General features: G+C 59.6%; 24 protein-coding genes and 1 tRNA gene. 17 read left to right on the forward strand and 8 right to left on the reverse strand.

Annotation, left to right across the window (positions count from 1 at the left end):
* Positions 1 to 101 precede the first annotated feature (101 nt).
* Entirely contained in the window at positions 102 to 1,445 is a 1,344-nt protein-coding gene (gene tig / locus D1604_RS03545) for a trigger factor (RefSeq protein ID WP_119412197.1), read from the reverse strand.
* 172 nt (positions 1,446 to 1,617) lie between these two features.
* Here tig and D1604_RS03550 point away from each other — a divergent pair, with 172 nt between their 5' ends.
* Positions 1,618 to 2,331 (forward strand): MBL fold metallo-hydrolase, encoded by a 714-nt coding sequence (locus D1604_RS03550; protein ID WP_119412198.1) that lies wholly within the window; start codon positions 1,618 to 1,620, stop codon positions 2,329 to 2,331.
* A 1-nt stretch (position 2,332) separates the two neighbouring features.
* Here the strand turns inward: D1604_RS03550 and D1604_RS03555 are convergent, their stop codons facing one another.
* Positions 2,333 to 2,629 carry a hypothetical protein gene (locus D1604_RS03555; protein ID WP_119412199.1) on the reverse strand — a complete coding sequence of 99 codons (297 nt, stop codon included), beginning with the start codon at positions 2,627 to 2,629 and terminating at the stop codon, positions 2,333 to 2,335.
* A 183-nt stretch (positions 2,630 to 2,812) separates the two neighbouring features.
* On the opposite strand from D1604_RS03555, the gene D1604_RS03560 reads away from it, so the two are divergent.
* Entirely contained in the window at positions 2,813 to 3,046 is a 234-nt protein-coding gene (locus tag D1604_RS03560; RefSeq protein WP_029673451.1) for a general stress protein, read from the forward strand.
* Positions 3,047 to 3,124: 78 nt separating this feature from the next.
* Here D1604_RS03560 and egtB read toward each other — a convergent pair whose 3' ends face one another.
* Together egtB and D1604_RS03570 are read right to left on the reverse strand one after the other, a co-directional pair.
* Positions 3,125 to 5,290, reverse strand: a complete 2,166-nt coding sequence (gene egtB / locus D1604_RS03565; RefSeq protein ID WP_119412200.1) for an ergothioneine biosynthesis protein EgtB — start codon at positions 5,288 to 5,290, stop codon at positions 3,125 to 3,127.
* A gap of 557 nt (positions 5,291 to 5,847) precedes the next feature.
* A complete protein-coding gene (locus D1604_RS03570; protein WP_024354161.1) occupies positions 5,848 to 6,153 on the reverse strand; it encodes an SCP2 sterol-binding domain-containing protein in 306 nt (101 codons plus the stop codon).
* Between the two features lie 199 nt (positions 6,154 to 6,352).
* Here D1604_RS03570 and D1604_RS15785 point away from each other — a divergent pair, with 199 nt between their 5' ends.
* From D1604_RS15785 to D1604_RS03615, 10 genes are all read left to right on the forward strand, one after another.
* Positions 6,353 to 6,529 carry a hypothetical protein gene (locus D1604_RS15785; protein ID WP_169469200.1) on the forward strand — a complete coding sequence of 59 codons (177 nt, stop codon included), beginning with the start codon at positions 6,353 to 6,355 and terminating at the stop codon, positions 6,527 to 6,529.
* 155 nt (positions 6,530 to 6,684) lie between these two features.
* On the forward strand, positions 6,685 to 8,439 hold the full coding sequence (locus D1604_RS03575) for a site-specific integrase (RefSeq protein ID WP_119412201.1): 1,755 nt from the start codon (positions 6,685 to 6,687) through the stop codon (positions 8,437 to 8,439).
* 46 nt (positions 8,440 to 8,485) lie between these two features.
* On the forward strand, positions 8,486 to 10,123 hold the full coding sequence (locus D1604_RS03580; protein ID WP_255413938.1) for a terminase large subunit domain-containing protein: 1,638 nt from the start codon (positions 8,486 to 8,488) through the stop codon (positions 10,121 to 10,123).
* 42 nt (positions 10,124 to 10,165) lie between these two features.
* Positions 10,166 to 11,464, forward strand: coding sequence for a hypothetical protein (locus D1604_RS03585; RefSeq protein ID WP_199683649.1), 1,299 nt, complete (start codon positions 10,166 to 10,168; stop codon positions 11,462 to 11,464).
* 9 nt (positions 11,465 to 11,473) lie between these two features.
* Positions 11,474 to 11,836, forward strand: a complete 363-nt coding sequence (locus D1604_RS03590) for a hypothetical protein (protein ID WP_119412204.1) — start codon at positions 11,474 to 11,476, stop codon at positions 11,834 to 11,836.
* Between the two features lie 63 nt (positions 11,837 to 11,899).
* A complete protein-coding gene (locus D1604_RS03595; protein ID WP_119412205.1) occupies positions 11,900 to 12,808 on the forward strand; it encodes a major capsid protein in 909 nt (302 codons plus the stop codon).
* Between the two features lie 165 nt (positions 12,809 to 12,973).
* Positions 12,974 to 13,495 (forward strand): DnaT-like ssDNA-binding protein, encoded by a 522-nt coding sequence (locus D1604_RS03600; protein ID WP_119412206.1) that lies wholly within the window; start codon positions 12,974 to 12,976, stop codon positions 13,493 to 13,495.
* Between the two features lie 9 nt (positions 13,496 to 13,504).
* Positions 13,505 to 14,086: a hypothetical protein gene (locus D1604_RS03605; RefSeq protein WP_119412207.1), complete on the forward strand. Its 582-nt coding sequence runs from the start codon at positions 13,505 to 13,507 to the stop codon at positions 14,084 to 14,086.
* A complete protein-coding gene (locus D1604_RS03610) occupies positions 14,086 to 15,066 on the forward strand; it encodes a hypothetical protein (RefSeq protein WP_119412208.1) in 981 nt (326 codons plus the stop codon). Before D1604_RS03605 ends, D1604_RS03610 begins: the two co-directional genes overlap by 1 nt.
* 98 nt (positions 15,067 to 15,164) lie before the next feature.
* Positions 15,165 to 15,572 (forward strand): hypothetical protein, encoded by a 408-nt coding sequence (locus D1604_RS03615; RefSeq protein WP_119412209.1) that lies wholly within the window; start codon positions 15,165 to 15,167, stop codon positions 15,570 to 15,572.
* Here the strand turns inward: D1604_RS03615 and D1604_RS15565 are convergent.
* Positions 15,569 to 16,147, reverse strand: coding sequence for a hypothetical protein (locus D1604_RS15565; protein WP_147399866.1), 579 nt, complete (start codon positions 16,145 to 16,147; stop codon positions 15,569 to 15,571). The two genes, D1604_RS03615 and D1604_RS15565, sit on opposite strands and share 4 nt — an antisense overlap.
* Before the next feature lie 183 nt (positions 16,148 to 16,330).
* Between D1604_RS15565 and D1604_RS03620 the strand changes: the two genes are divergently transcribed.
* Positions 16,331 to 16,912, forward strand: coding sequence for a recombinase family protein (locus tag D1604_RS03620; protein WP_119412210.1), 582 nt, complete (start codon positions 16,331 to 16,333; stop codon positions 16,910 to 16,912).
* 163 nt (positions 16,913 to 17,075) lie between these two features.
* On the forward strand, positions 17,076 to 17,501 hold the full coding sequence (locus tag D1604_RS03625) for a hypothetical protein (protein WP_147399867.1): 426 nt from the start codon (positions 17,076 to 17,078) through the stop codon (positions 17,499 to 17,501).
* A gap of 57 nt (positions 17,502 to 17,558) precedes the next feature.
* Here D1604_RS03625 and D1604_RS15570 read toward each other — a convergent pair whose 3' ends face one another.
* Positions 17,559 to 17,918: a hypothetical protein gene (locus tag D1604_RS15570; protein ID WP_147399868.1), complete on the reverse strand. Its 360-nt coding sequence runs from the start codon at positions 17,916 to 17,918 to the stop codon at positions 17,559 to 17,561.
* Positions 17,919 to 18,410: 492 nt separating this feature from the next.
* Between D1604_RS15570 and D1604_RS03630 the strand changes: the two genes are divergently transcribed.
* From D1604_RS03630 to D1604_RS03640, 3 genes are all read left to right on the forward strand, one after another.
* Positions 18,411 to 18,821, forward strand: coding sequence for a hypothetical protein (locus D1604_RS03630; RefSeq protein ID WP_119412212.1), 411 nt, complete (start codon positions 18,411 to 18,413; stop codon positions 18,819 to 18,821).
* Positions 18,822 to 18,949: 128 nt separating this feature from the next.
* Complete coding sequence (locus D1604_RS03635) at positions 18,950 to 19,387, forward strand: hypothetical protein (RefSeq protein WP_119412213.1); 438 nt, start codon at positions 18,950 to 18,952, stop codon at positions 19,385 to 19,387.
* A gap of 301 nt (positions 19,388 to 19,688) precedes the next feature.
* Positions 19,689 to 19,934 carry a hypothetical protein gene (locus tag D1604_RS03640; protein ID WP_119412214.1) on the forward strand — a complete coding sequence of 82 codons (246 nt, stop codon included), beginning with the start codon at positions 19,689 to 19,691 and terminating at the stop codon, positions 19,932 to 19,934.
* 46 nt (positions 19,935 to 19,980) lie between these two features.
* Here D1604_RS03640 and D1604_RS03645 read toward each other — a convergent pair whose 3' ends face one another.
* A complete protein-coding gene (locus tag D1604_RS03645; protein ID WP_158584909.1) occupies positions 19,981 to 20,559 on the reverse strand; it encodes an AbiV family abortive infection protein in 579 nt (192 codons plus the stop codon).
* A gap of 482 nt (positions 20,560 to 21,041) precedes the next feature.
* Positions 21,042 to 21,133 (reverse strand) — tRNA-Ser (locus tag D1604_RS03650).
* Between the last annotated feature and the right edge of the window lie 128 nt (positions 21,134 to 21,261).

Consider the following 21,261-nt stretch of genomic DNA (forward strand, 5'->3'; position numbering starts at 1 on the left):
ATCCCGACCAAACGCCGATATTCTATCGTCTCCGCTCTTCCATGCAAAGAGGGGCGGCCCATGCGGACCGCCCCTCAATAAGGCTCGTCAGGAAAGAAGGCTTACGCCTCGTCTTCTTCCTTCATCAGCTCTTCCTTGGTGATGGCTTCGTCCTTCACCTCGGCGACCGAGACGATCAGGTCGACGACCTTCTCTTCATAGATCGGGGCGCGCAGCTGGGCGGCGGCGTTCGGGTTCTGGCGGTAGAAGTCCAGCACCATCTTTTCCTGACCCGGATAGTTGCGGGCTTCGGCCATGATGGCGTTCGACAGTTCCTGATCCGTCACGCCGACGTTGTTGGCGCGGCCGATCTCGGCCAGGACCAGACCCAGGCGCACGCGGCGCTCGGCGATCTTCTTGTACTCGGCCTTCAGTTCGTCTTCCGACTTCTTGGCGTCTTCTTCCGGCAGCTGGCCGGCGTCCTTGTCGGCCGACACCTGGGCCCAGATGCCTTCGAACTCGGCGTCCACCATCTTCGGCGGCAGGGCGAAGTCGTGGCCTTCGTCCAGCAGGTCCAGCAGGGCGCGCTTCAGCTTGAAGCGGGTCGCGCCGGCGTACTGCTGGTTCAGGTTGGACTTCAGCAGTTCCTTCAGCTGGTCCAGCGACTCCAGGCCGATGCGCTTGGCGAACTCGTCGTCGATCGTGGATTCGACCTCGGCCTTGATGGCCTTGACGGTGACGTCGAAGGTCGCGGCCTTACCGGCCAGGTGCTTGGCCTGGTACTCTTCCGGGAAGGTGACCTCGATGGTCTTCTCTTCGCCGACCTTGGCGCCCTTCAGCTGCTCTTCGAAGCCCGGGATGAAGCGGCCCGAGCCGATCACCAGGTCGGCGTCGGTGGCGGCGCCGCCGTCGAAGGCTTCGCCGTCGATCTTGCCCAGGAAGTCGATGGTCAGTTGGTCGCCGTCGGCGGCCTTGACCGTCTTGCCCTTCTTGTCCTCGTAGGACTTGGCCTGCGAGGCCAGTTCCTTCAGCGCCTCGTCTAGGTCCTCTTCCGAGGCCTCATAGGTCGGGCGGGTCAGCTTCAGGGTCTTGGGGTCGACCGGAGTGAATTCCGGCATGACTTCCAGCGACATTTCATAGGCCAGGTCTTCCTGACCGGCGATGACCTTGTCCATGTCGGAGGTCAGGTTCATCTCGGCCGGAGCGGCCGGACGCAGCTTCAGCTCTTCCAGAGCGCCCTGGCTGGTCTCGTTCAGCGAGGCGTTGATGATTTCGCCCATGAAGTCACGGCCGAAGGTCTTCTTGACGTACGAGGCCGGCACCTTGCCCGGACGGAAGCCCTTGAGCTTCATCTGGGGGGCCACTTCCTTGATGCGGGCTTCGAGCTTTTCATTCAGCTCGGCGACGGGAATGGTCACCGCAATCACGCGGCTGAGGCCTTCGTTCGACTTTTCGACGACTTGCATGGTCGGATATCTGACGCTCTGTGGCGACGCCGCAAAGGCGCGCGGTGGATAAAGCAACAGGGCCGCCCCTTTCGGGAGCGGCGCCTCGGAGCCCGCCCTTATGTCGAGAAGGGGCTGAAACGTCAACGCAACGCGGTTCCTTTGTGGTCATCGGGCCGCTATCTGAGGGCGCATGAGCCAGTCGTCAGCCTCTTCCGCAGCCCCCATCGGCGTCTTCATCACGCCCGTGACCCCGCTTCAGCAGAACTGCACCACCGTCTGGTGCACGAAGACCAACAAGGCCGCCGTCATTGATCCGGGCGGCTCGGTCGACGCCATTCTGGGCGAGGTCGCACGACGCGGACTGACGCTGGACGCCATCTGGATCACCCACGGCCACCTGGACCACGCTGGCGCCGCCGCCGAGATGCAGGAGAAGACGGGCCTCGACATCGTCGGCCCGCACCTTGAGGATCAGTTCTGGATCGACCTGATTCCCACCCAGGGCCAGAAGTACGGCTTGCCCGAGGCCCGCACCTTCACCCCGACGCGCTGGCTCGACGACGGCGACGTGCTGACGCTGGGCGAGACGACGTGGGAGGTCTTCCACTGCCCCGGACACACGCCCGGCCATGTGATCTTCTTCAACCGCCAGGCCCGTTTCGCTCAGGTCGGCGACGTTCTGTTCCAGGGTTCGGTCGGTCGCACCGACTTCCCGCGCAGCGACCATCAGGCCCTGCTGAGCGCGATCACCACAAAGCTGTGGCCGCTGGGCGACGACGTAACCTTCGTGCCGGGCCACGGGCCGCATTCGACGTTCGGAGCCGAGCGACGCAGCAACCCCTTCGTCTCGGATCGGGCCATGCAGGCGGCGCCGATTGCGCGCCCGGCCTTCGGCCCAGCCTGATTCAGCGCGCGGCCAGCAGGCCGATCAGCACGCCTATCCCGAGGGCATAGAGCGTCATCCGGATCGGCTCGTCGCGAATCGCCTCGCAGGCCTCAGAGCCGCGATGCCGCGCCCAGTCGCGCACCTCGGCCGCATCCTCGCGCACGGCCTGACGCAGGGGGCGCGGCCGCGTCCCTGCGGCCAGAATCTCATCGGCCGCACCTTCCAGACGGTCGCCAAGGGTGGAGCGGCCTTCGGTGATGTCCTCCGGCGACGGCGCGCCGTCAGTATTGGCGAAGGGGTCGTTGGAAACCGGCATGAACTGAGCTCCTGAATGCTGCACTCCGAGCCTCGATGAACCCGCCGAAATCCGTGCGGTTCCGTTTTATCGCGCCTTGACGAGCCTGGCCGCCGAACAGGGTTTTAATCCTTTCTCGGAACCTCCGCGCCGGGGCCGGGTTCTCTTGCGCAAGCGCCACCGTCTACGAAAGGAACATCTGAAATGGCCGAAGGTCAGCCCACTCGCGGCTCCGGTGTTTCCAAGCGAGGTTTCGCCTCGATGGATCCGGAACGTCAGCGCGAAATCGCCCGCAAGGGCGGCGCCAGCGTCCCCAGCGAGAAGCGCAGCTTCTCTCAGGATCGCTCTCTTGCAGCCCAGGCCGGGCGCAAGGGCGGCGAAGCCTCCCACGGGGCGCGCAACAAGGCCGCTCAGGATCCGGCGACGCCGAAGCGCTGATCCCAGCGACACAGTTTCAGACTTTAGAGACGGCGCGTGAAACCTCGCCGTTTTTCTTTGCCCGACATCCGCCGAGGACTAGCTGGCCAGCAGCGCCAGGGCCACGCGCGGCGCGTCGCTGACCTCGAACGCCTCGACCCGCCAGCCGGCCGCCTCGGCCAGAGCGCGCACGCGGGCCTCGTCGAACTTGCGCGAGCTTTCGGTGTGGATCGTCTCGCCCTGCGCAAACCGGAAGACCAGCTTGCCCAACCGCACCGTCATGGGGCGCAGGGCCTCCAGGTGCATCTCCATACGCGCCTCGGCCTCGTTCCAGACCGCCCGATGGGCGAAGGCGTCCAGATCAAAGTCCGTCCCCAGATCGCGGTTGGCCCGCGCCAGCACGTTCAGGTTGAAGTGGGCGGTCACGCCTTGCGCGTCGTCATAGGCGGGGATCAGGATCGACGGCTCCTTGATCAGATCGACGCCCAGAATAAACAGAGCGTCCGGCCCCAGCATGTCGCGCGCGCCGCGCAACAGGGCCTCGGCGACCTCTGGCGTCAGATTGCCGATGGTCGAACCCGGGAAAAAACCGACGCGCCGCCCCTGCCCCGCTTCAAGCGGCAGGACGCCGAGATGTTCGAAATCGCCGACCAGCGGCAGGACCTTCAGCGCGGGATAGGCCTGCCTCAAACGCGCGGCCGCGTCTTCCAGCGCTGTAGGACTGATGTCGATGGGGACGTAGGCCGCCAGATCGGACGCGGCGTCCAGCACGATCCGGGTCTTCTCGCTCGCGCCCGAGCCCAGTTCAACCAGGACGGCGTCAGGGCCGAACCGCCCCGCCCACTGCGGCGCGACCAGCCGCAGCAGCGCTGCTTCCTGTCGGGTCGGATAATATTCCGGCAGGCGCGTAATGGCCTCAAACAGGTCCGACCCCCGCGCGTCATAGAACCATTTGGGCGGCAGGCTCTTGGGCCGCGCCGCCAGACCTGAAACCAGATCGCGACGAAAGGCCTCATGCTCGTCGTCACCCTCGCCCTGACGCATCGCCTCATCGGCGTCCGACGCCAGCCGCACGCCGGTGAAGGCCCAGCGCTGGTCAGGATAGAAGAAGTTGCGATAGGTCGGCCGCGCATGGCCCGGCGCCGTGGCGAAAGCGCCGCCGCGCAGCACCATCTGATTGGCCATGAACTTGCCGTTGTACTCAGCCGCCGTGCCTTCGGTCGGGCGAAAGCCGGGGTAAGGGCCATAGGCGCTGGAGGTCCATTGCCATGCCTCAGTGTCCAGATTGGAGAAGGCCTCGGGCCGACTGCGAGCCGCGTGCTCCCATTCCGCCTCGGTCGGCAGGCGCCGCCCCGACCACCGCGCGAAGGCGTCGGCCTCATAGAAGCTGACATGACGCACCGGCGCCGCCGGATCGACCGGCCGCCGCCCCGCCAACGTCATCACCGTCCAGCCGCCGTCTTCCTCACGCCTCCAGTACAGCGGCGCCGTCCAGCCCTGCGCCTGAACCGTCGCCCAGCCGTCGCTCAGCCACAGATCGGCCCGCGCGTAGCCGCCGTCGTTGATGAAGGCCAGCCACTCGCTGTTGGCGACCAGGTCGGCGGCCAGATCGAACGGCTCCAGCCAGACGCGATGGGCGGGCCGCTCATTGTCGAAGGCAAAGCCCTCGGCGGCGTCGCCGATCTCAACCAGCCCGCCATCGAAAGTCCGCCACCCGTCGTGCGACGACTGCAGCTGCGCGCAGCGCGGCTCCTCGCCAAAGGCGGCTGGATCCAGCGGCGAGCGCGACATCAGATGCAGCATATCCATCAGGAAAAGCTCCTGATGCTGCTGTTCGTGGTTCAGGCCCAACTCAAAGAGATATCGCTCCAGCTCGCTGAACGGCGCCGAGGCGTCGGCGAGGCGCGCCTCCATTCGCCGATCGACCTCCTCCCGATAGGCCATGACCTCAGCCCGCGAAGGGCGCGTCATCAGGCCCCGTTCGGCGCGAGCGATCCGCTCGCCCAGAGCATCATAATAGGAGTTGAAAACCCGCCTCAGCCTCGGGTCGATCGGCCGATAGCCCGGCCGTTCAAGCAGCATGGCCTCAAAGAACCAGCTTACATGGCCGAGATGCCATTTGCCGGGACTGGTCTCAGCCATCGACTGAGCCTGCAGGTCTTCATCCGACAGGGATGCAGCCAGTATCGGCAACACGCTACGCGTCCGCCGATAGCGTTCAAGGTCGCAGTCGGGGGCGGTCGCCCTATGCTGCATGCTGCCCATGAAGCCGTTTCGCCCCCATGCTGATTTCGTCGGTCGCCACCTTCTCGAAATGCAGGCCACGCGCAGGCGGTTCCGTCAGTCGTGATCCGGCCCTGGGCGTGGGCTGACGGCCGCGACGACGCACACAGGAGAGAAAGTCATCGACCGCCGGCGCCGCCGGGAATGCAATAGCGCTCCATGACGCCAAAATAATAATGGCCGCGACAGCGGCGCCGAAGGAACAGCGCCCTTCTGAAAGGGTTTAATTCCCAGCTTCAGGAGAGTCCGTAATGATGACTCCGCAACACCCCTCGTTCCCTCAAAGCCCCCGTCCGGCCAAGCGCGGCCTCATGGACTGGCTGTTCGGCCGCCCGCCTGCCCCGCCCAGCAAATCAAGCACGAACCTTTATCTGGGCGACATCGTCGATGGAGACTTCAGTTCGCCCTCCGTCCATCACCATCATAAAAATCCGCCTGATCAGGCGCGATAGCCAGAGTCGCGACCCAGCCCCGCACAAATGAAAACGGCGCGGCTCCGTCGGAGCCGCGCCGTTGATCATCAGGCCTTAAGCCCGTCGTCAGCCCTTGAGCAGCGGCGCCAGCTTCTGGGCGATCATCATGTCGCCGGCGATTTTCAGCTTGCCCTGCATGAAGGCCATCATCGGATCCAGGCGACCTTCGGCCAGGGCGACGAAATCGTCCCACTTGATCGAGACTGTGGCGTCGGCCGGCTTGTCGTCGTTGCTGACGGTGTTCGGAGCCGAGGCGCCGTCGATGAAGATCTTGCCGTCATCGCCGAAGTCCAGCTTCACGGTCTTGCCCAGACCCGAGTTTTCGCCGACGGCGGCGCGGATCTTGTCGGTGGCGAGGGCCAGATCGGCCATATGCGTCTCTCCCGTTGAGAAGTTGAGCCACAGGCCTAACCCGCGCGCCGCGCGGCGCCAAGATCACCCTAGGGAAGCTCGCCCCCGAATGCATTCCAAGGTGTGGGTTCCATCACATATGGCTCAGGTTACATGAGTTTGCGTTCGCGCCCGGCGGGACGGCCTAAAAGCAAAGAGTCTGCGTAACAAGGACTCCTCAATGACCCGCCTACTCACTCCCGAGGAAGTTCGCCTCGATCAACTGTGGCGCGAGCGTTTTGGCCAGCCTCTGCCCATGATCGGCGCGCCCGAAGTCGCGCGTCGCATCCTGCGCCAGCACGGCGTCGCCGTGCGCCGCCCTACCGACGCCAAAGCCGCTCCCTCCAAGGAAGGCTGAGGCTGCGTCATCATTTGTGAAGGTGAATGGTTCTGGCGGAGACGGAGGGATACTCCGCTGTGTGACATCTTTAGGACTGTTGTTAAAAAGCTTTTTGTTTACCGTGGCTTTTGCGATTGCACTGTCACACAATTTGTCACACAATTCTGCGCGAAATGGCTCGCGTACCCTCCCATCTGATCCTTCGTAACGGCGTCTATAACTACCGGCGTCGCGTCCCCGCTGACCTTCGCTCAAACCCGGTTTTTAGAGGGCGCGATACCTTTCAAGTGTCGCTGGGCGTCAGGACATTGGTTGAGGCCCGAAAACAGGTGGCATTGCGGAAGCTAGACGAGCTTTTTCACGTCGAGCATCCCGCTACCGACGAAGCTTCGGAGCGCACAGCCCTGACCCCGGCGCTTCTCGCTCACATAGCGAAATCCGCCTTTGAACGCAGCATGACAGCGACTCAGAGAGACCGCCTGTCTGACCCGGACGATGTGCGACAAGAAAAGGACGAGTGGGCCGCTCAGCAGGTAAGCGCGCTCAATGATCCGATCGACGGGCTAAACACGCGCGAGCACCTAAGACGTGAGCTTGCCCCTGTGCTTCAAATCGAAGCTGAGGCTAAGGCTAGAGAGTTCGGCCTCAGCGCCGACGAGACGAACCTCAACCGGATTGCGGGCGCACTATTCGACGCCGAGGTTGGAGCGATAGGCGCGCGCGTTGATTTCGCCAGCGGCAAAGCAGTACCAACTATGCCCGCCTTCGCCCATGCCAGCCCATCGGGCTCGGCAATCCCCCTACGCAAAGAAGCGCACTGGACGTTCAAAAAACTGGCTCAGGCAGCCATGCGCCAGCACCCCAAGGGAGACAGCTGGGAACACAAGGTCACGACTGTCGCCAAGCTATTCGATGACTACGTAGGTGCAGTGCCGATCTACAAAATCGATCGCCGTAAGGTCCGGGACTTCATGAACGATATTCAGTTTATGCCGGACCGGATGGCTATGCGCTTCCCGAACCTTTCGTTGAAAGACGCAATCAAAGCGAATGACGCGCGTGAGACGCCTTACCGCTCCATCTCTCCGAACACGGCGCGAGACGGGTATTTCTCGATCATCCGGTGGGTCTTCAACCATGCGCTAGAGCTAGAGGCGATTACGACGAACCCCTGCACCGGCATTCGGATCAGCGGGGCGACCAAGGCGAAAGGGAAGCGAACGCGGAACCCATTCACCGTCGCGGAGCTAAATGCCTTCTTCCGCCTACCACTTTTCACCGGATGCCTATCGGAGCAGCGTCCTAACACCCCCGGCAAATACACGTTTGACGATCACAGGAAATGGGCTCCGCTAGTTTTGCTTTTCTCCGGGGCTCGTCCAAGCGAAGTGGCCCAGCTGGCCGTCGCAGATATCAAAAGCGACGGGCCGCATCCCTACATTTCAATCCTGACCGAATACGACCCTGAAGACCCCGAGGACGAACGCGACTTCGTGGTATCTCACAAAACCGAAAACGCCCGTCGAAACATTCCAATCCATCCCGAACTTATCGACCTGGGTTTCCTGAGCTACGTGCAGCGCCGCAAAGATGCTGGCGATGAACGCTTGTTTCCAGGATGGAGACTCTCAGGGGACGGACGCAAGCTCTACTCATCAGCCTCGTGGATCAGGAGTCTGAATGAGAAGCAGATTCCTGCGATCACCATGCGCCGTCCAAAGCCTACACTCTACAGCTTCCGGCATACATGGAAGACGCAGATGGCTATCTGCGGAGTACCCACGCAGTATCAAAACCAAATTCTCGGCCATGCTCAGTCAGGGATGGATGAGCATTACCTTGGTCGAATGGACATCGAACATACTTACAAGGCGATTAGCCGAGTTAGTTTCGATAAACTTGATCTCGACCACCTAAAATCTAGCTGATTAGATAGACGTTATGTGGTAATATTATCACATGACTTTCTCTGATATGGTAGACCGATGGAAAGGCGGCTCTGACGGCTTCTTCAACTTCCTCGAAGACGTAAAGCCTGTAGTTCGATGCTCCAAGGGTGGCTTCACCCCCTTCGTCCCCGGCCCTCGGGAGCGATCCGAGATCGTTCAGGCACTAGACGGCGACTTCTCGACCGTCGTCTTCTCATGGCCGCGACGGCACGGGAAAACCGCCACAAGCGTCATGATCATCCTGTGGCGCTTTCTCACGCGCCGCACCGAAAACGTAGCCATCGTCGCAAACTCCGAAAAGCAGGTGGTCGATACCGCCTTCCGGATGTTGCGGGACGCCTTCGAAAACACGCCCTTCCTGAAACGCCTGACCGACGCCGGAAGCATCGATGTCGGGATGGATGCCATCCGTTTTCCAGCCACGTCGTCTGTTATCCAAGCTTTCAGCGCCAACCCCTCCGCTCTGTGGGGGAAAAAGCTGACGGCGGCGCAAATCAGCGAGCTTCATGCCGCAAAGAGCGATGGCGTACTCGAAGCCCTGACTGGTTCTCTGATCGACACCGAGGGCTCGATGTTGCTGATCGACTCGACCGTGGGACCAATGTCGTCGCCGCTCTATGCGCTCTACCAATCCCACCTCACCGGGGATGACCCCAGCCTATTCTTCTCGCACATCCAATATGCTGACCTGGACGACGCTTGCGCCAACAGCCCACCGTGGATTGATCGCGCAAGGCTCCGGGCCGCGTCGCGTCGGATGCTTCCCCAGCGCTTCGCATTGTTCCACTTCAACCGCTGGGGCGATGCGTCCAGCCTCCTGATCGCCAGCGACGCGCTCGCTCTCTGTACGGCGACCAGCTACCTCCCCGACCCCAAGGCTTTAGCGGGCGGCGCGAGCTATGTCGTGAGCGGCGGGTTAGACCGTGCGTTCGGCGGATCGAAGCACGGCGACGCCACCGTCACCACCGCCGTCGTCATGACCGTAGTGGACGACGAAGAGCATTATTTCGTGCTGGACTCTGACGCGGTGATGTTCTCGCGCCTCGCTGGCATCAAAGCCAACCTGAAGCGTTATCACCGGGATTGGGGGATGACCCGCTGCGGCCTCGAAACCTATGGCGCACAGGACGTATATGATTGGGCGCAGGCCGAGGCGTTCGCGGACGGCACGGAACTGATCACGCCTAGCCGAAAGGTTCAGTATCAAGCGTTCACGCTGTTAGCGACCGCCGCTGCTGAAGGCCGCCTTCATATCGACCCACGCTTCACCCGCCTCATTGAAGAGTTGAAGTGCTTCGAAATCACCGACGACGGCAAAGAGACCGTTGGGAATGAAGCTCTTCCGAAGTTCGGCCATCCGCGCGGAAAGCATGATGACCATGTTTACTCCCTCGCCTGGGCGATGTTCGCGACGCGGGAAATAACTCTGAACCCTTATGAGCTACCCGGTGTCCGATGCACCGACACCACCGCAGCGCGGACCATGTGCGCGCTCAACGGCGGTGCGCTGATCCCGCTATGCGCCGGTTCCTGCCGCTCGATGAGAAGGGCGCTCGACCTGTTCGACCAATACGCCGAACGCAGCCCTCGCAATAACCTCTCTATAGAAACCTTCATCACCGAGAAGCTAAAAAATACAGGAAGCCATACGATTGCTCGCTAAATCATGTTGCATAATAGCAACCCATAGTGATATACTTATATCATGTTGGGATTTAGCGACGAAAGGAAGTCATTCTTAGATTTGGTTAGAAAATCGGAGCCGCGAAAACTTCGCGCCGCCGAAGCTTTAGCATTCTTTGACGACAAACAGGACGAAACCACCCTAGCCCTGATTAGGCAGCGTTTCGCCAACCCGGAGTCATTCCGGGTCTTTAACGTGAACATCGTCAAAAAGATCGTCAGCCGTCGCGCTACGGCCTATCAGACGCCGCCTGTCCGCACGTTTGAAGGCTGGGATCAGAGGGCGGCCTCTGCCCTCTATCAGGACGCCAACATCGACGCCGTTATGAAGCGAGCGTCCAAGCTGACCAAGTTGCACAAAACGACCGCACTACAGGTTGTTTGGACCGAACCGCATGGCCTCCAGGTCCGCGTTCTGACCCCGAACATCCTCGATGCGGAATGGGACGACCCGGAGCACCCCACCCGGATTGTCGTGACCCACGCGGCCAACAACCCAGCGCATACGACCTATTCAGACTGGACCGCGAACAGCTTCGTTCGTCGCAACGCCAACGGCCACAAACTGCCAAACCCCGGCAATGCGGGCGACCAGAACCCTTACGGTGTCCTACCCTTTGTCCCGTTGTTCGACCGTCTGCCCGACGCCGATTTCTTCCTTCCGGGCGGCGACGATCTCATTGGCGCACAGAAAGCCCTCAACGTCGGCCTGACGAACCTGTGGCGAGCGGTCGAACTGCAAAGCCACGGCCAAGCTGTCGCGAAGGGACTTCCTATCGGCGACCCAATCGCCACCGGCCCCGATAAGGTGATCCTGCTTCCGAAGGATGGCGAGTTTTCCTACGCGGCCCCCAACACGCCCATTCCCGATATCCTCGAAGCGTTAGAGTTTCTGATGCGCTCGACGGCGGCGACTAACGATTGCACCGCCGATGTTCTGGACCTGTCCAAAACGGCTGAATCTGGTTCAGCCCGCGAAGCTCAACGTATCGACCTGAAGGAAGCCCGCCTTGATGACATCGCCCTATGGCGAGGCTTTGAGCGCCGTCTTTTTGAAACGATCAAGCGCGTCGTCAACACCCACCGCCCCGGAACGATTCCCGAGGGCGCGAAGGTTCGGGCTGACTTTGCCGAGCTTCAGGACAATCTCACCGAGGCCGAAGTTCTCGCCAATCTGAAAGAGCGCGCCGAGCTTGGCGTGTCTTCCCCGGTCGATGCTCTGATGACGCTCAACCCGGACGGCTACGCCACCCGCGAGGACGCCTACCGCGCCCTCATCACCTGCAAACAAGAAAGCCAGGAACTGCTTCTGGCCCTCTGAGGAAATACTGTGACTGACGACATCAAGGAAAACGCAGCCGACCAGATCGACCTGACCGCCGACATTGCCCGCTTGGACGCCGAACTGAAGAGCCTCCGCGAAGCTACTAGAACGGCAATCTCCGACGACGACCTGGGCGATTTGATCACCCAACTCGAAGATATGATTCCGGAAGGTGAACGGGCGAAGCTACCCGCCTCGGGATCGCGGGAGCATCAAATCTTCTCCCGGATCAACGCCGTCCTGAGGACTCAAAAAGCGCCCCTCGTCCCGGAAACGGACACCAAACGTCCCGCCCTGACGACGCCACCGACCGACTACACCGGCCTTCCGGCACACGCCCGCATCGCAGCCGGTTACGGCAAAGCCTGACCGTCCCGCGTCTCAACAAACCACCCCCGCCAAAGGCGGGAGAAAGGATCAAAGTGAACAAACGTGCTGACTCAATCCGAATGGAGCAAGCTCAACCCTAACCCTCTGCAATCCGGCATTGTCGAGGTATTCGCCCGCGAAAATCCGGTTCTCGCCCTGATGCCCTTCCAGAGCATCGCCGGTAACGCCTACACCTACAACGTCGAGGAAGAACTGCCCGGCGTCGAGTTCCGAACGTATAATGAGGGCTACTCGGAAAGCACCGGCGTCATTAATCCGCAGACCGAGCGCCTGACCATTCTCGGCGGCGACTCTGACTTCGATGTCGCTCTGATCGCGCAACAGGTCGGCGGCAACGACACCCGCGCCGTCTATGACGCCCTGAAGGCGAAGGCGCTGACCCTGAAGTGGTTGCGCACCTTCTTCGAAGGCGACGCTGACACGAACCCCAAAGAGTTCGACGGCATCAAAAAACGCCTGACCGGCGACCAGATCATCGAGGCTGGTGCGAACGGCGGCGCGATCACAATGGCAATGCTGGATGAACTGGTGGACGCCGTTCAGGGCCAGCCGTCCGCGATTTTCGCCCGCAAGTCCGTTATCCGCGCCTATCGAAATCTGTTGCGGGCATCGGGCGGCACCACGCCCGAAACGATCATGGTTCCCAACTTCGGTCGCCCGGTCATCGCCCATAACGGCGTCCCGATCCTGCCTATCGAACTCGATACGCGCGGTACGGAAATCCTGACCGCTGACGAAACCCAAGGCACGAACGACAACACCTGTTCGGCCTATGCCGTTCGATTCGACATCGACGGCCTGCACGGCATTCAGACCGCCCCCATCGGCGCCCGCGACCTTGGCGAAATCGACGCCAAGCCCGCCTTCCGGACTCGCATCGAGTGGTACTCGGGCATTGCCCTGAAGTCTGGCCGCTGCGCCGCCCGCCTAAAAGGTCTGACGAACGTCTGACCGATCCAGTGACATCGCCGTCACGGCGGCGATGACGGGCGGCCCTCTAACTCAGCAAAGGCAGAGGACCGCCCCCACGAAGGCGTCGCATCCCAACGCGCGACGCCAAGCGGGGACGGATCGTGGTTTCTCAGCGCGATCCGTCCCTGCCCCCAGGGGATAAATATGGAATATTACAATGACGATCTGACCGCCGCTGACAGCCTCGTCAGCCTTGAGGCCGCCGACGGCATCTTAGCCAACACCCTGCACGGTCGCGCTTGGACGGCCCGTGCAGAGAGCGATCGGCGGGCTTGTTTCGATGACCCGGAGCGTCAACCGGAACGAACCGATGATAAATCCGCCCTTCGCGATGCCAGCGCCATGCTCGCGGCACAACCGTGGAAAGGCAGTCCCGCCGCCAGCGAACAGCCTCAGCCATTCCCCCGCGTCGGCATTCGTCTCGACACAGGCGCTTCCGCTCACGGCGTCCCCGCTGCAATCCAGACAGCAACGGCATTGCTTGCTGCATATCTGATCGAGCAAGCCGATCAGCCGATCTCACCTGAACTCCTGATCAGCTACACAATAGGGGAGAGCCAGGGCGTTTTCCGCGCCCCCAGCCTCGACGCCCTACCCCGCCACGTCCGCCAGCTAATCCAGCCCTACCTCAATGCAGGTTCCGGGTGGGCGCAGGTGCGAGCGTAGGAGGCGGGCATGCTGTCATTCATGGGGAGAGGGTACCGCATCAGCAAAAACCCGTACTGGTTCAACGCCAATACGGGGGAAATCGTCACAACCGGCAACGTTCACCATTCCAAGGTTTTCGCTTCCGATCCGGGCATCCTCGGCATCGCCGCCGATGAGGTGGCATCGAAATACGATGGCGAACTCTACGCCATGGCTTATGCGACCGTCATGCTGCGCCATGGGTGGTGCCGTATCGACATCTGCGACGGAACCGACCGCACTATTAGCCAACCGACCGCCTACCCGCCCGGTACCGTTTCAGTAAACGCTCCAAACATCGGGGCCGCGAATGACGCCATCCGCGAGGCCGTCCGTCTAACGAGCGGATCGATTCCTTTTCTCATCGTAGTCATTGCCCCAAGGGCGACGAAGGACGCCGAAGAAGCAATCACGCTTGGCCTGTCCGGAAGGGAACTAAAGGAAGCGCTCAGCGACGGCATCGACCGCCTTGCCGCTGATCGTCGTCCCGAAAGAATCGATGATGCGGCCTTCGAAGGCCGCTCAAAAATGGCCGCAAGCCGCTGCCCATTTGGGTTCGGGGGGCGGTGATGGACGATCTCGACATCCTAATCGCAAGGCTGACGGCTGAGTTCGAAGACACCCTTCACCTTAGCTTTAAAAAAATCTCTGAAGATATTGATATTGATTATCTTTCAAATGCGATAGCAGCGCGTGACGAAGGAAAAATCGCCGGTATCCTTAGCTTCGATGAAGGACTTCATCAGGGTATCGATAACGACCTTAACAACGGCCTTCTGTACGCTCTCATCGGCGGCATTGCGTTCGCGATGAAAGGCTTCGCGCAACGTCATCGCTCGCGGGTGAATCCTAATGGCGAAGTCGAACAACTCATGGCCGAGCTTCGCCGCAACGTGGTCGAACCCCTCGCCCGCCGCGCCTATGAAGCCGCCACCCAAACCATTAGCAGGATGCAGCGCCTGAACTTCAACGCGCATGAAATCGCCCGGAGCGCGGTAGCTGCACTGTCCCTCGCACCGGATCAGGCGAAGAGCATCGTATATATGCGGAAAGCCGTCAGGGAGGCACTACAGGCCGCATCCACCACCCCGGACGCCAAACTGTCCGCACAGGCCGTCAAGGCCATTCTCGACCGCGTACAAAGCCATCTGAACGCAGCCCAGCGCGGCGCGCTTAGAAAGGCGTTCTCTGGACCTCTGGATCAGAAAGCCGCTGACGACATCATACACCGGCACACAAGAGCTTTGGCCTCCTACCGGCAATCAGTCATCGCCCGACAGGAAGCCACGCGCGCCGTACACCTTGGAGAGTACCTGGCCTTCCGACAGGGAAAGGCGAACCGCTCAATTCCCCGCGATGCCCGGAGGTTCTGGCGCACTCGGGAGGATGAACGGGTACGCCACACCCATCACCTTGTCCCGGCCATGAATGCCGATGGCGTGGATGTAGGTGAACCCTTCCAGACGTCGTTAGGCCCTGCTCTGTACCCGCCATTGGAGATAAACTGCCGATGCAGGGTCGATGTCAGAAGGCCGAATGCAGGGGCGTGATTCAATTCGGGAGGGATCAGTTTCTCCAAAAGGGCGCGCTCCCTCCCCGCCCTCATCGCCAGCCCAGCAGAACCCAAGCCCTGAAAGGAGGGCGCATCATGAACTCGTTTGAAAGCAGCAATGAACACCGCGACATCACCGCCCTCTTCACCTTGGAAATCGACGGTGGGAAAGCTGACGGGCGCAGTCAGGCCGCTAGGGTGTTCAAACGCACCGCTGGCGACCTGATGGATCAGCTGGCGCGGACGCCAAAGCCATCGGAAGGCATTCTTCTCCGGAACGCCGCCACCCTGGCCTTCCTATGCGACAGAGACACGGCCCGCCTAATGGCCGGTCAGGCAATCGATGAAGAGAACTACCGCCGCAACGCACAGGCGCTAGGCGGCGTCCTGATCAAGCTTGGCATGGCGGCGAAGAGCCGGGATGTAACGAAGGGTGGATCGAAAGGCGGCGACCCGTTCGCTGACGCTATCAATGCTACATGGACCTCCCGGACGGTAGCTTAGTTCCGCCCATCGTTAAGTTCAGCCTCAATAGCGGCGGCGAGTTGCTCAAGGCTAAGCCTAGCCTCTCGGACAACGACCCTGATCGGCAACCCAATTTCCATTGCGCTATTTAGCTGTTCCGCGACATCTGACAGTGGGACAGACAATCTCTCCCCAATTCTAGCAGCCAAATCAGGCTTATTGGCGATCAAATGATTAACCCATAGTCCAAGCGCTCCCACCGCCGTATAGGAGCTGCTTAGTTGCCCCGCGTAAGTTCCTAAAGCGGTCTTAGAGAATAGCATCTGCGTTTTGGATATACGCATTGGTGCATCATAGAACTGTGCATCCGGGTTAGATGACGAACGATCAATGAGCTTTGTTAAAGCCTGAACTGATGCCAGTAGATTTTGAGCAGAATCTTCCAGCTTTGTAAGCATAGAATCAGCGTTGTCGTCTCGAGAAGCAGCAGGTTTGCGACCATGCGTCAGATACATATTAACCAGCGTCAACACGAATGAAGATGCGGCTATGCATACAGAGGCGACCTGCGCTGGGTCCGGGTCAACTTCGTACGTTTTTGGTTCAAGTTGCATCTAACCCCCCTCAACAAGGCGATCAGGCTAACGCTTTCAAACGGCTCCGCAAGACCTATGCAACGCAACAGAAAGCGGCTCAAAAGTTCTAACTTTCGATCCTGGCGCAAATCATAGACTTGACGCGATTATGAGCTATGGTTATGAGCTAGGTATCGTAGTCAGGTATCTTTTGAGCCACCCATGCACCGCATTGCCTATTACCGGGTCAGCACAGGCGACCAGAGCATTGAAGCCCAGCGGAACGCACTCGGCGGGCCGTTCGATCAAGAGTTTTCAGACGTAGGCGTGAGCGGCGCACGGCTGGCCGCTTCTCGCCCTGGCTTTTCCGACCTTCTGTCAAAAGTCCGCAGCGGAGACACGGTGTACGTCTATGCCGTTGACCGGCTAGGCCGCGACGCCCTCGACGTTCAATCCACTGTGCGCCGCCTAATTGAGGCTGGCGTCACCGTCCACGTCCACGGTCTAGGCCCCATCGGAAAAGGCGTCGGAGAGCTTATCCTAGCTGTCCTAGCGCAGATCGCGGACATGGAACGCCAGCGCATTACAGAACGCACTCAGGCGGGCCGTGACGCGGCCAAAAAAGCCCTTGCCGCTACCGGAAAAACCCATCGCGGAAAGGTCAGCCTTGGACGCCCCAAAGCTCACGACCATGAAGACGTAGTTAGATGGAGGAAGAGCAACGCCGCCAGCATCAGAGAGACTGCGTTACACTTCAAGATTTCACAGGCTACCGTGAAAAGGTACTGTTCACCTATGGATTAGAGGGATGACAACAGCGCCGGGATAGATTGCTAAAAAACTAGCGACCTCCTTTTTTTGAAAGCCGGAGACCGGGACCACCCCACTCCAGATTGAGGCACCGCTCCCGAAAGCATCGACACCAACTGAAAGCTTAGATTATCGTCAAGCTCGAACGGAGGGGATTATGTTCAGCTTCATCGATAGAGAGACGCCCGAGGTAGCCCGACGCCTATTCCTACGCACCCAGGAGGCGGGAAGGCGATATCTTCGACGGTCATTTCCCGAAATAAGAACTTTGGTAAAAGCGGACTTTCCTACTGAAAGGCGCTTCACCTCATACGATGAGGTCAGCTTCAAATATCCTGACCTTCCAGACTTCAGCTTCACCATCATGGCGATGCTGGATGAAGCGACGCTCTCAGTTTTCGGCGGTGGTCAATATGACGGCTTCATGCTTCAGCGGCCCGCGCACGACGCATGGCACATCGATGTAACCAAACCGATTTCCCGACCGTTAGGCCGGAGGGCCAAGAAGCTCAGCGAAGCCCTTAAACACCACTATGGGGCTACGAGTCCCAGGGAGACGATAGAACGCCTCATGGGGCGTTGAGCGCCAATCGCCGCAATGTAAGAAGGCCGCCCGATATACGAGCGGCCCCTTCAAGCATCAGACGCCGAAGCCAGCGAACGCGGTCCAAAGCACGAACAGCACAATAGCAGCGACGAAGTTCAACACGGCGATGCCAAACCCAATGGCAAACCCGCGCCCGACCCATCCTGAGTTCAAAGTGCGGACAAGCTTCTCAATATCCCGTGCCGTAGCAGGCTGGTCGAGGCGGAGCTTTTCGCGACCAAGTCGAACTTGTTCATCTTCAAGCCGACGCTGCGCCGCATCAGCTTCAATTCGACGCCGTTCATCAGAAATTTTAAAAACCACTCGCTTCCCCAAACAGCGCTTTTGAACGAAGCGCAGCCTTATCAAGGAAGATTGGGTTTGGGTATCCGGGTGCAAGCCGAAATCTGTCATAGCGGATCCGGGTGCGGTTCTTGACACGCTACCCCCGCCCTGAAACTTACTAATTATCTAATCTAAATTAGATATATTAAGAGACTTCTTAATTGTCCCTTATTCATTCGCTCCGCTCATTCATAAGTGACAAGAACGAGGGGTACGTGTCAAGATGATTTCGACACCAACCCCCTCCGGGATGCCGAAACAGTTACATCCCTACAACACATACGCGCGTGAACCGCGCCGAAGCCCCGCGACAATGAGACCCTTTGCCCGAAACGCCGTTCATCTAGTTTTCTAGCTTGCTATAAAGCTATATAAATACTTGGATATTCTATATTTTTTACTGTTTACCCTCGATTCCCGGTGACATATAATAGTGTCATCATGAACATCACTTCAGAAGAAAGGCGCACTCACAGCGCAGGTCAGAAGCGAAAGCTTCTTTGTGTACAATCATCCACCCACCGCCTCCTCCAGCGGGTGGCATCGATCCGGGGCGAGAGCATGAGCGACACGCTCTACCTAGTTCTCCGCGACGAACTCCAACGGCAAGAGGGCGGGGATACCTGGGCTTTTGTCCCGCCGCCGTTCAGCATCAAGCCGACTTATCTCGAACATGAGTGCGCTGTGCTGTTCTGGCACCCGATGTTTGGCGGCGTCGTCCTAACCAAGGCTGAGGCCGTCCAGCTTGCCGACGCTCTTCAGCGAGCCGTGGACAGCGACGTAAAACCGACGCTGGCGATGATCACCACGCACAGCGCAAAGGCTCTCAGCTTGAGCCGTGGCGGTCGTCACTTCAAAATCCACGTGGATGATCAATCAGCAACCGTAACGCGGCCCGTCGCCATCGACGTTGTTGCCGCTCTGGACTCGGCAAGCGTTCACGCCGGTCCTCTTTCCACGACGGTTCATTGACGCCGGTGTCCTACGCTAACCACCTACATGATTGGGCTGAAACCAATGGTGCGCGTCACGCTCTGACGCTCACCCTTGGACTTTGGCCGTCTCGCTCATTCGATCCCGAAGCGAGCTTTCGCCCTCACTTGAAAAAACTCTTCCGGGCCATCGCCCACGAAGTGTTCGACATTCCCAAGCGCCACCTGCCGCAAATGGACATCGGAGAAATGCCGTGGTTCGCGGGCGTGGTTGAAGAGGCCACACGCAGCGGCGCGCTCTATCCGCACATCCACGGCTACATAGCCATCCCGGATCGCCTAGAGCCACTTCTGAGGGGCGTTCTACGCAATCGGTGGGGACAGGACGCTAGCCCTTCCCTGCCCGCCCATCGCATCGAGGGGTGGCAACTCGTCAACGCCCCTTCGGAAGCGATTGCCCCTCGGGCCGTAATCCCTCCCCGCCTGGGCTTCAAACCCACGTTCGAACTTCGGGAAGCCATCAGCGCCGGATGGGCTGACTACTCCCTCAAGCGCTCTGGTGCCGATCTTCGCGGCGTCTGGACCACTCCGGAAATCCTTCACTAATCAAGCCAAAGACCCAACTAGCGAAAGACAAAAGCCAAGCCCTCGCGCGGTCATCCTTCGGGACGCGAGGCAGGAAGGTAGGTGGTTCATCCACGGCCTTCCGGACCGATACGGGAGAAGTGCGGATTTGCGACGCACACAGCCCCGGCCCGATGTGGGTGTCAGCCTGAAAGCGGCGCGCAAGGTTCGATCTTCGAACAAAACCATCCTCGCATCACGGCTGTTCTGAGGACGCTCAGTCAGCCGGATAGAGAAGCTATGCCTAAACAAAAAACAATCAAACGCATCATTGAGAAAACCAATGACCGCCATCAATCTTCAACATCAGACGCAAGCCGAAATCATCGACATCGACTACCTCTGGTACATGATCGAAGAGGAATCTTATGAGGATCATCAGGACGGCGACATCATCGTCTTCTGCCATACGCGCCGAGGCTGGCTGACCGCCCTTCAGTCCGGAAATACCGCCCTCATCGTTCCGGGCAAGGTTCGCGACAATCGGGGTCTTCCGCCGACTGCGGAGGTGGTTCATTTGTGGGCATAACAATCGATGTCAGCAGAATCAGTATATCTCCAAGGAGATCGATCTATCAAGATAGCAATAAGTACAAGCTACGCGCGGCTCTCATCACAACCCCATTAGACAAAAGAGACATTGCCCTACGAGCTTCGATAGATATTTCTAGAGCCTGATCTAGGTAGGAACTACTATGATCGTCTTCGATCAACCCCATCTCATAAGACTCTTGGTCAAAATATAATCCAAGGTGCTTCACCCTTTCCGTTGCTCCGAGAGCCACATATCGTGACAGCTTGGCCTCCTTGCTAGAAGCAATCGAGTTAGCAAGATCCTCTCGGAAGCTCTTCGCAACTTCCCTTGTAACACCCCTCAAACCGTCAATTGATTTGAGTAGAACAAACGTCTCAGAGATAGCTTGATCAGCTTGCAACAACATAGTTGCTGCGGCCTGCTTCCTGCGATGATAAGTCCAACGTCGGTCGATTTTGCGGAGTTCCTCCGGATTACCCCATAACTCCAAAACAACCTTGCCGACTTCCTCGAGGGCAAGCACGCTCAAAGCGATAGCCGAGCCGCCGCGTCGATGAGACATCAAGAGATCGGCGTCAGCGAGTAAACGTTGAGCGTTCAGAACGATCCGACCCAGCATTATACGCCGGTCCTCCGCGCAGTCTAAAGGCCAAGCGACGGAGATGGTATCCGAAGCGCTCAATCGTGCTGCTCCCGCCATGTCGTTAGCTGTCTGACCTGCGCCCTTATGCATCTCCGCGAGTACCCCTGCCTCACCAAGCCGCCTCAACGGCCTTCATCTCAGATCAAGGGCCGCTCTGCCCCCCCAAAAAAAAGGCCCCCGAGCGCAACCACAGTCAAGCAACCAATTTTCACTGCCCCCTCCAACGACCAGGGTAGACAAGGCATGCGACAGGGACCGCTCGTTGTTGCCGCTTCGGTCCAAAAAGGTGCCGGCCTTCCGACAGTCGTAAATCGTTGTGACGAATCAAGCGGCCCGGTTGTGCGCCCTAACCGCCCACCAATCGCCCCGAGGGGTAAGGAAGGGGTGTCACACAATCCGTCACACAACCGAACCCAAAGAGGGGATAAGTTGCTGATTTCCCTGATTTTTTAAGGCAATGGCGGAGACGGAGGGATTCGAACCCTCGGTACCCCTTACAGGGTACGACGATTTAGCAAACCGTTGCCTTCAGCCACTCGGCCACGTCTCCAGCAGGCCGCGTGGATAGCGAGTCGCGCGACGCTTCGCAATGCGGAACTGACACCCTTTGTGTTAACCCGGCATAAGAGTGGCATGTGAGAGGGGATTATCGCCCCATTTTGCTCGATTTCGGGAAAG

It is taken from the genome of Brevundimonas sp. LPMIX5 (assembly GCF_003576505.1).
GTDB lineage: Bacteria > Pseudomonadota > Alphaproteobacteria > Caulobacterales > Caulobacteraceae > Brevundimonas > Brevundimonas naejangsanensis.

Excerpts from the sequence above, each read along its gene's own strand:
- D1604_RS03560 (WP_029673451.1), top strand. The coding sequence starts at position 2,813 with ATGGCCGAAGGTCAGCCCACTCGCGGCTCCGGTGTTTCCAAGCGAGGT.
- D1604_RS03585 (WP_199683649.1), top strand. The coding sequence starts at position 10,166 with ATGTTGGGATTTAGCGACGAAAGGAAGTCATTCTTAGATTTGGTTAGA.
- D1604_RS03580 (WP_255413938.1), top strand. The coding sequence starts at position 8,486 with ATGGTAGACCGATGGAAAGGCGGCTCTGACGGCTTCTTCAACTTCCTC.
- D1604_RS03615 (WP_119412209.1), top strand. The coding sequence starts at position 15,165 with ATGAACTCGTTTGAAAGCAGCAATGAACACCGCGACATCACCGCCCTC.
- D1604_RS03620 (WP_119412210.1), top strand. The coding sequence starts at position 16,331 with ATGCACCGCATTGCCTATTACCGGGTCAGCACAGGCGACCAGAGCATT.
- D1604_RS15785 (WP_169469200.1), top strand. The coding sequence starts at position 6,353 with ATGACCCGCCTACTCACTCCCGAGGAAGTTCGCCTCGATCAACTGTGG.
- D1604_RS03625 (WP_147399867.1), top strand. The coding sequence starts at position 17,076 with ATGTTCAGCTTCATCGATAGAGAGACGCCCGAGGTAGCCCGACGCCTA.
- D1604_RS03600 (WP_119412206.1), top strand. The coding sequence starts at position 12,974 with ATGGAATATTACAATGACGATCTGACCGCCGCTGACAGCCTCGTCAGC.
- D1604_RS15565 (WP_147399866.1), bottom strand. The coding sequence starts at position 16,147 with ATGCAACTTGAACCAAAAACGTACGAAGTTGACCCGGACCCAGCGCAG.
- D1604_RS03630 (WP_119412212.1), top strand. The coding sequence starts at position 18,411 with ATGAGCGACACGCTCTACCTAGTTCTCCGCGACGAACTCCAACGGCAA.
- D1604_RS03640 (WP_119412214.1), top strand. The coding sequence starts at position 19,689 with ATGACCGCCATCAATCTTCAACATCAGACGCAAGCCGAAATCATCGAC.
- D1604_RS03605 (WP_119412207.1), top strand. The coding sequence starts at position 13,505 with ATGCTGTCATTCATGGGGAGAGGGTACCGCATCAGCAAAAACCCGTAC.
- D1604_RS03610 (WP_119412208.1), top strand. The coding sequence starts at position 14,086 with ATGGACGATCTCGACATCCTAATCGCAAGGCTGACGGCTGAGTTCGAA.
- D1604_RS03570 (WP_024354161.1), bottom strand. The coding sequence starts at position 6,153 with ATGGCCGATCTGGCCCTCGCCACCGACAAGATCCGCGCCGCCGTCGGC.
- D1604_RS03550 (WP_119412198.1), top strand. The coding sequence starts at position 1,618 with ATGAGCCAGTCGTCAGCCTCTTCCGCAGCCCCCATCGGCGTCTTCATC.
- D1604_RS03555 (WP_119412199.1), bottom strand. The coding sequence starts at position 2,629 with ATGCCGGTTTCCAACGACCCCTTCGCCAATACTGACGGCGCGCCGTCG.
- egtB (WP_119412200.1), bottom strand. The coding sequence starts at position 5,290 with ATGGGCAGCATGCAGCATAGGGCGACCGCCCCCGACTGCGACCTTGAA.
- D1604_RS15570 (WP_147399868.1), bottom strand. The coding sequence starts at position 17,918 with ATGACAGATTTCGGCTTGCACCCGGATACCCAAACCCAATCTTCCTTG.
- tig (WP_119412197.1), bottom strand. The coding sequence starts at position 1,445 with ATGCAAGTCGTCGAAAAGTCGAACGAAGGCCTCAGCCGCGTGATTGCG.
- D1604_RS03575 (WP_119412201.1), top strand. The coding sequence starts at position 6,685 with ATGGCTCGCGTACCCTCCCATCTGATCCTTCGTAACGGCGTCTATAAC.
- D1604_RS03645 (WP_158584909.1), bottom strand. The coding sequence starts at position 20,559 with ATGCTGGGTCGGATCGTTCTGAACGCTCAACGTTTACTCGCTGACGCC.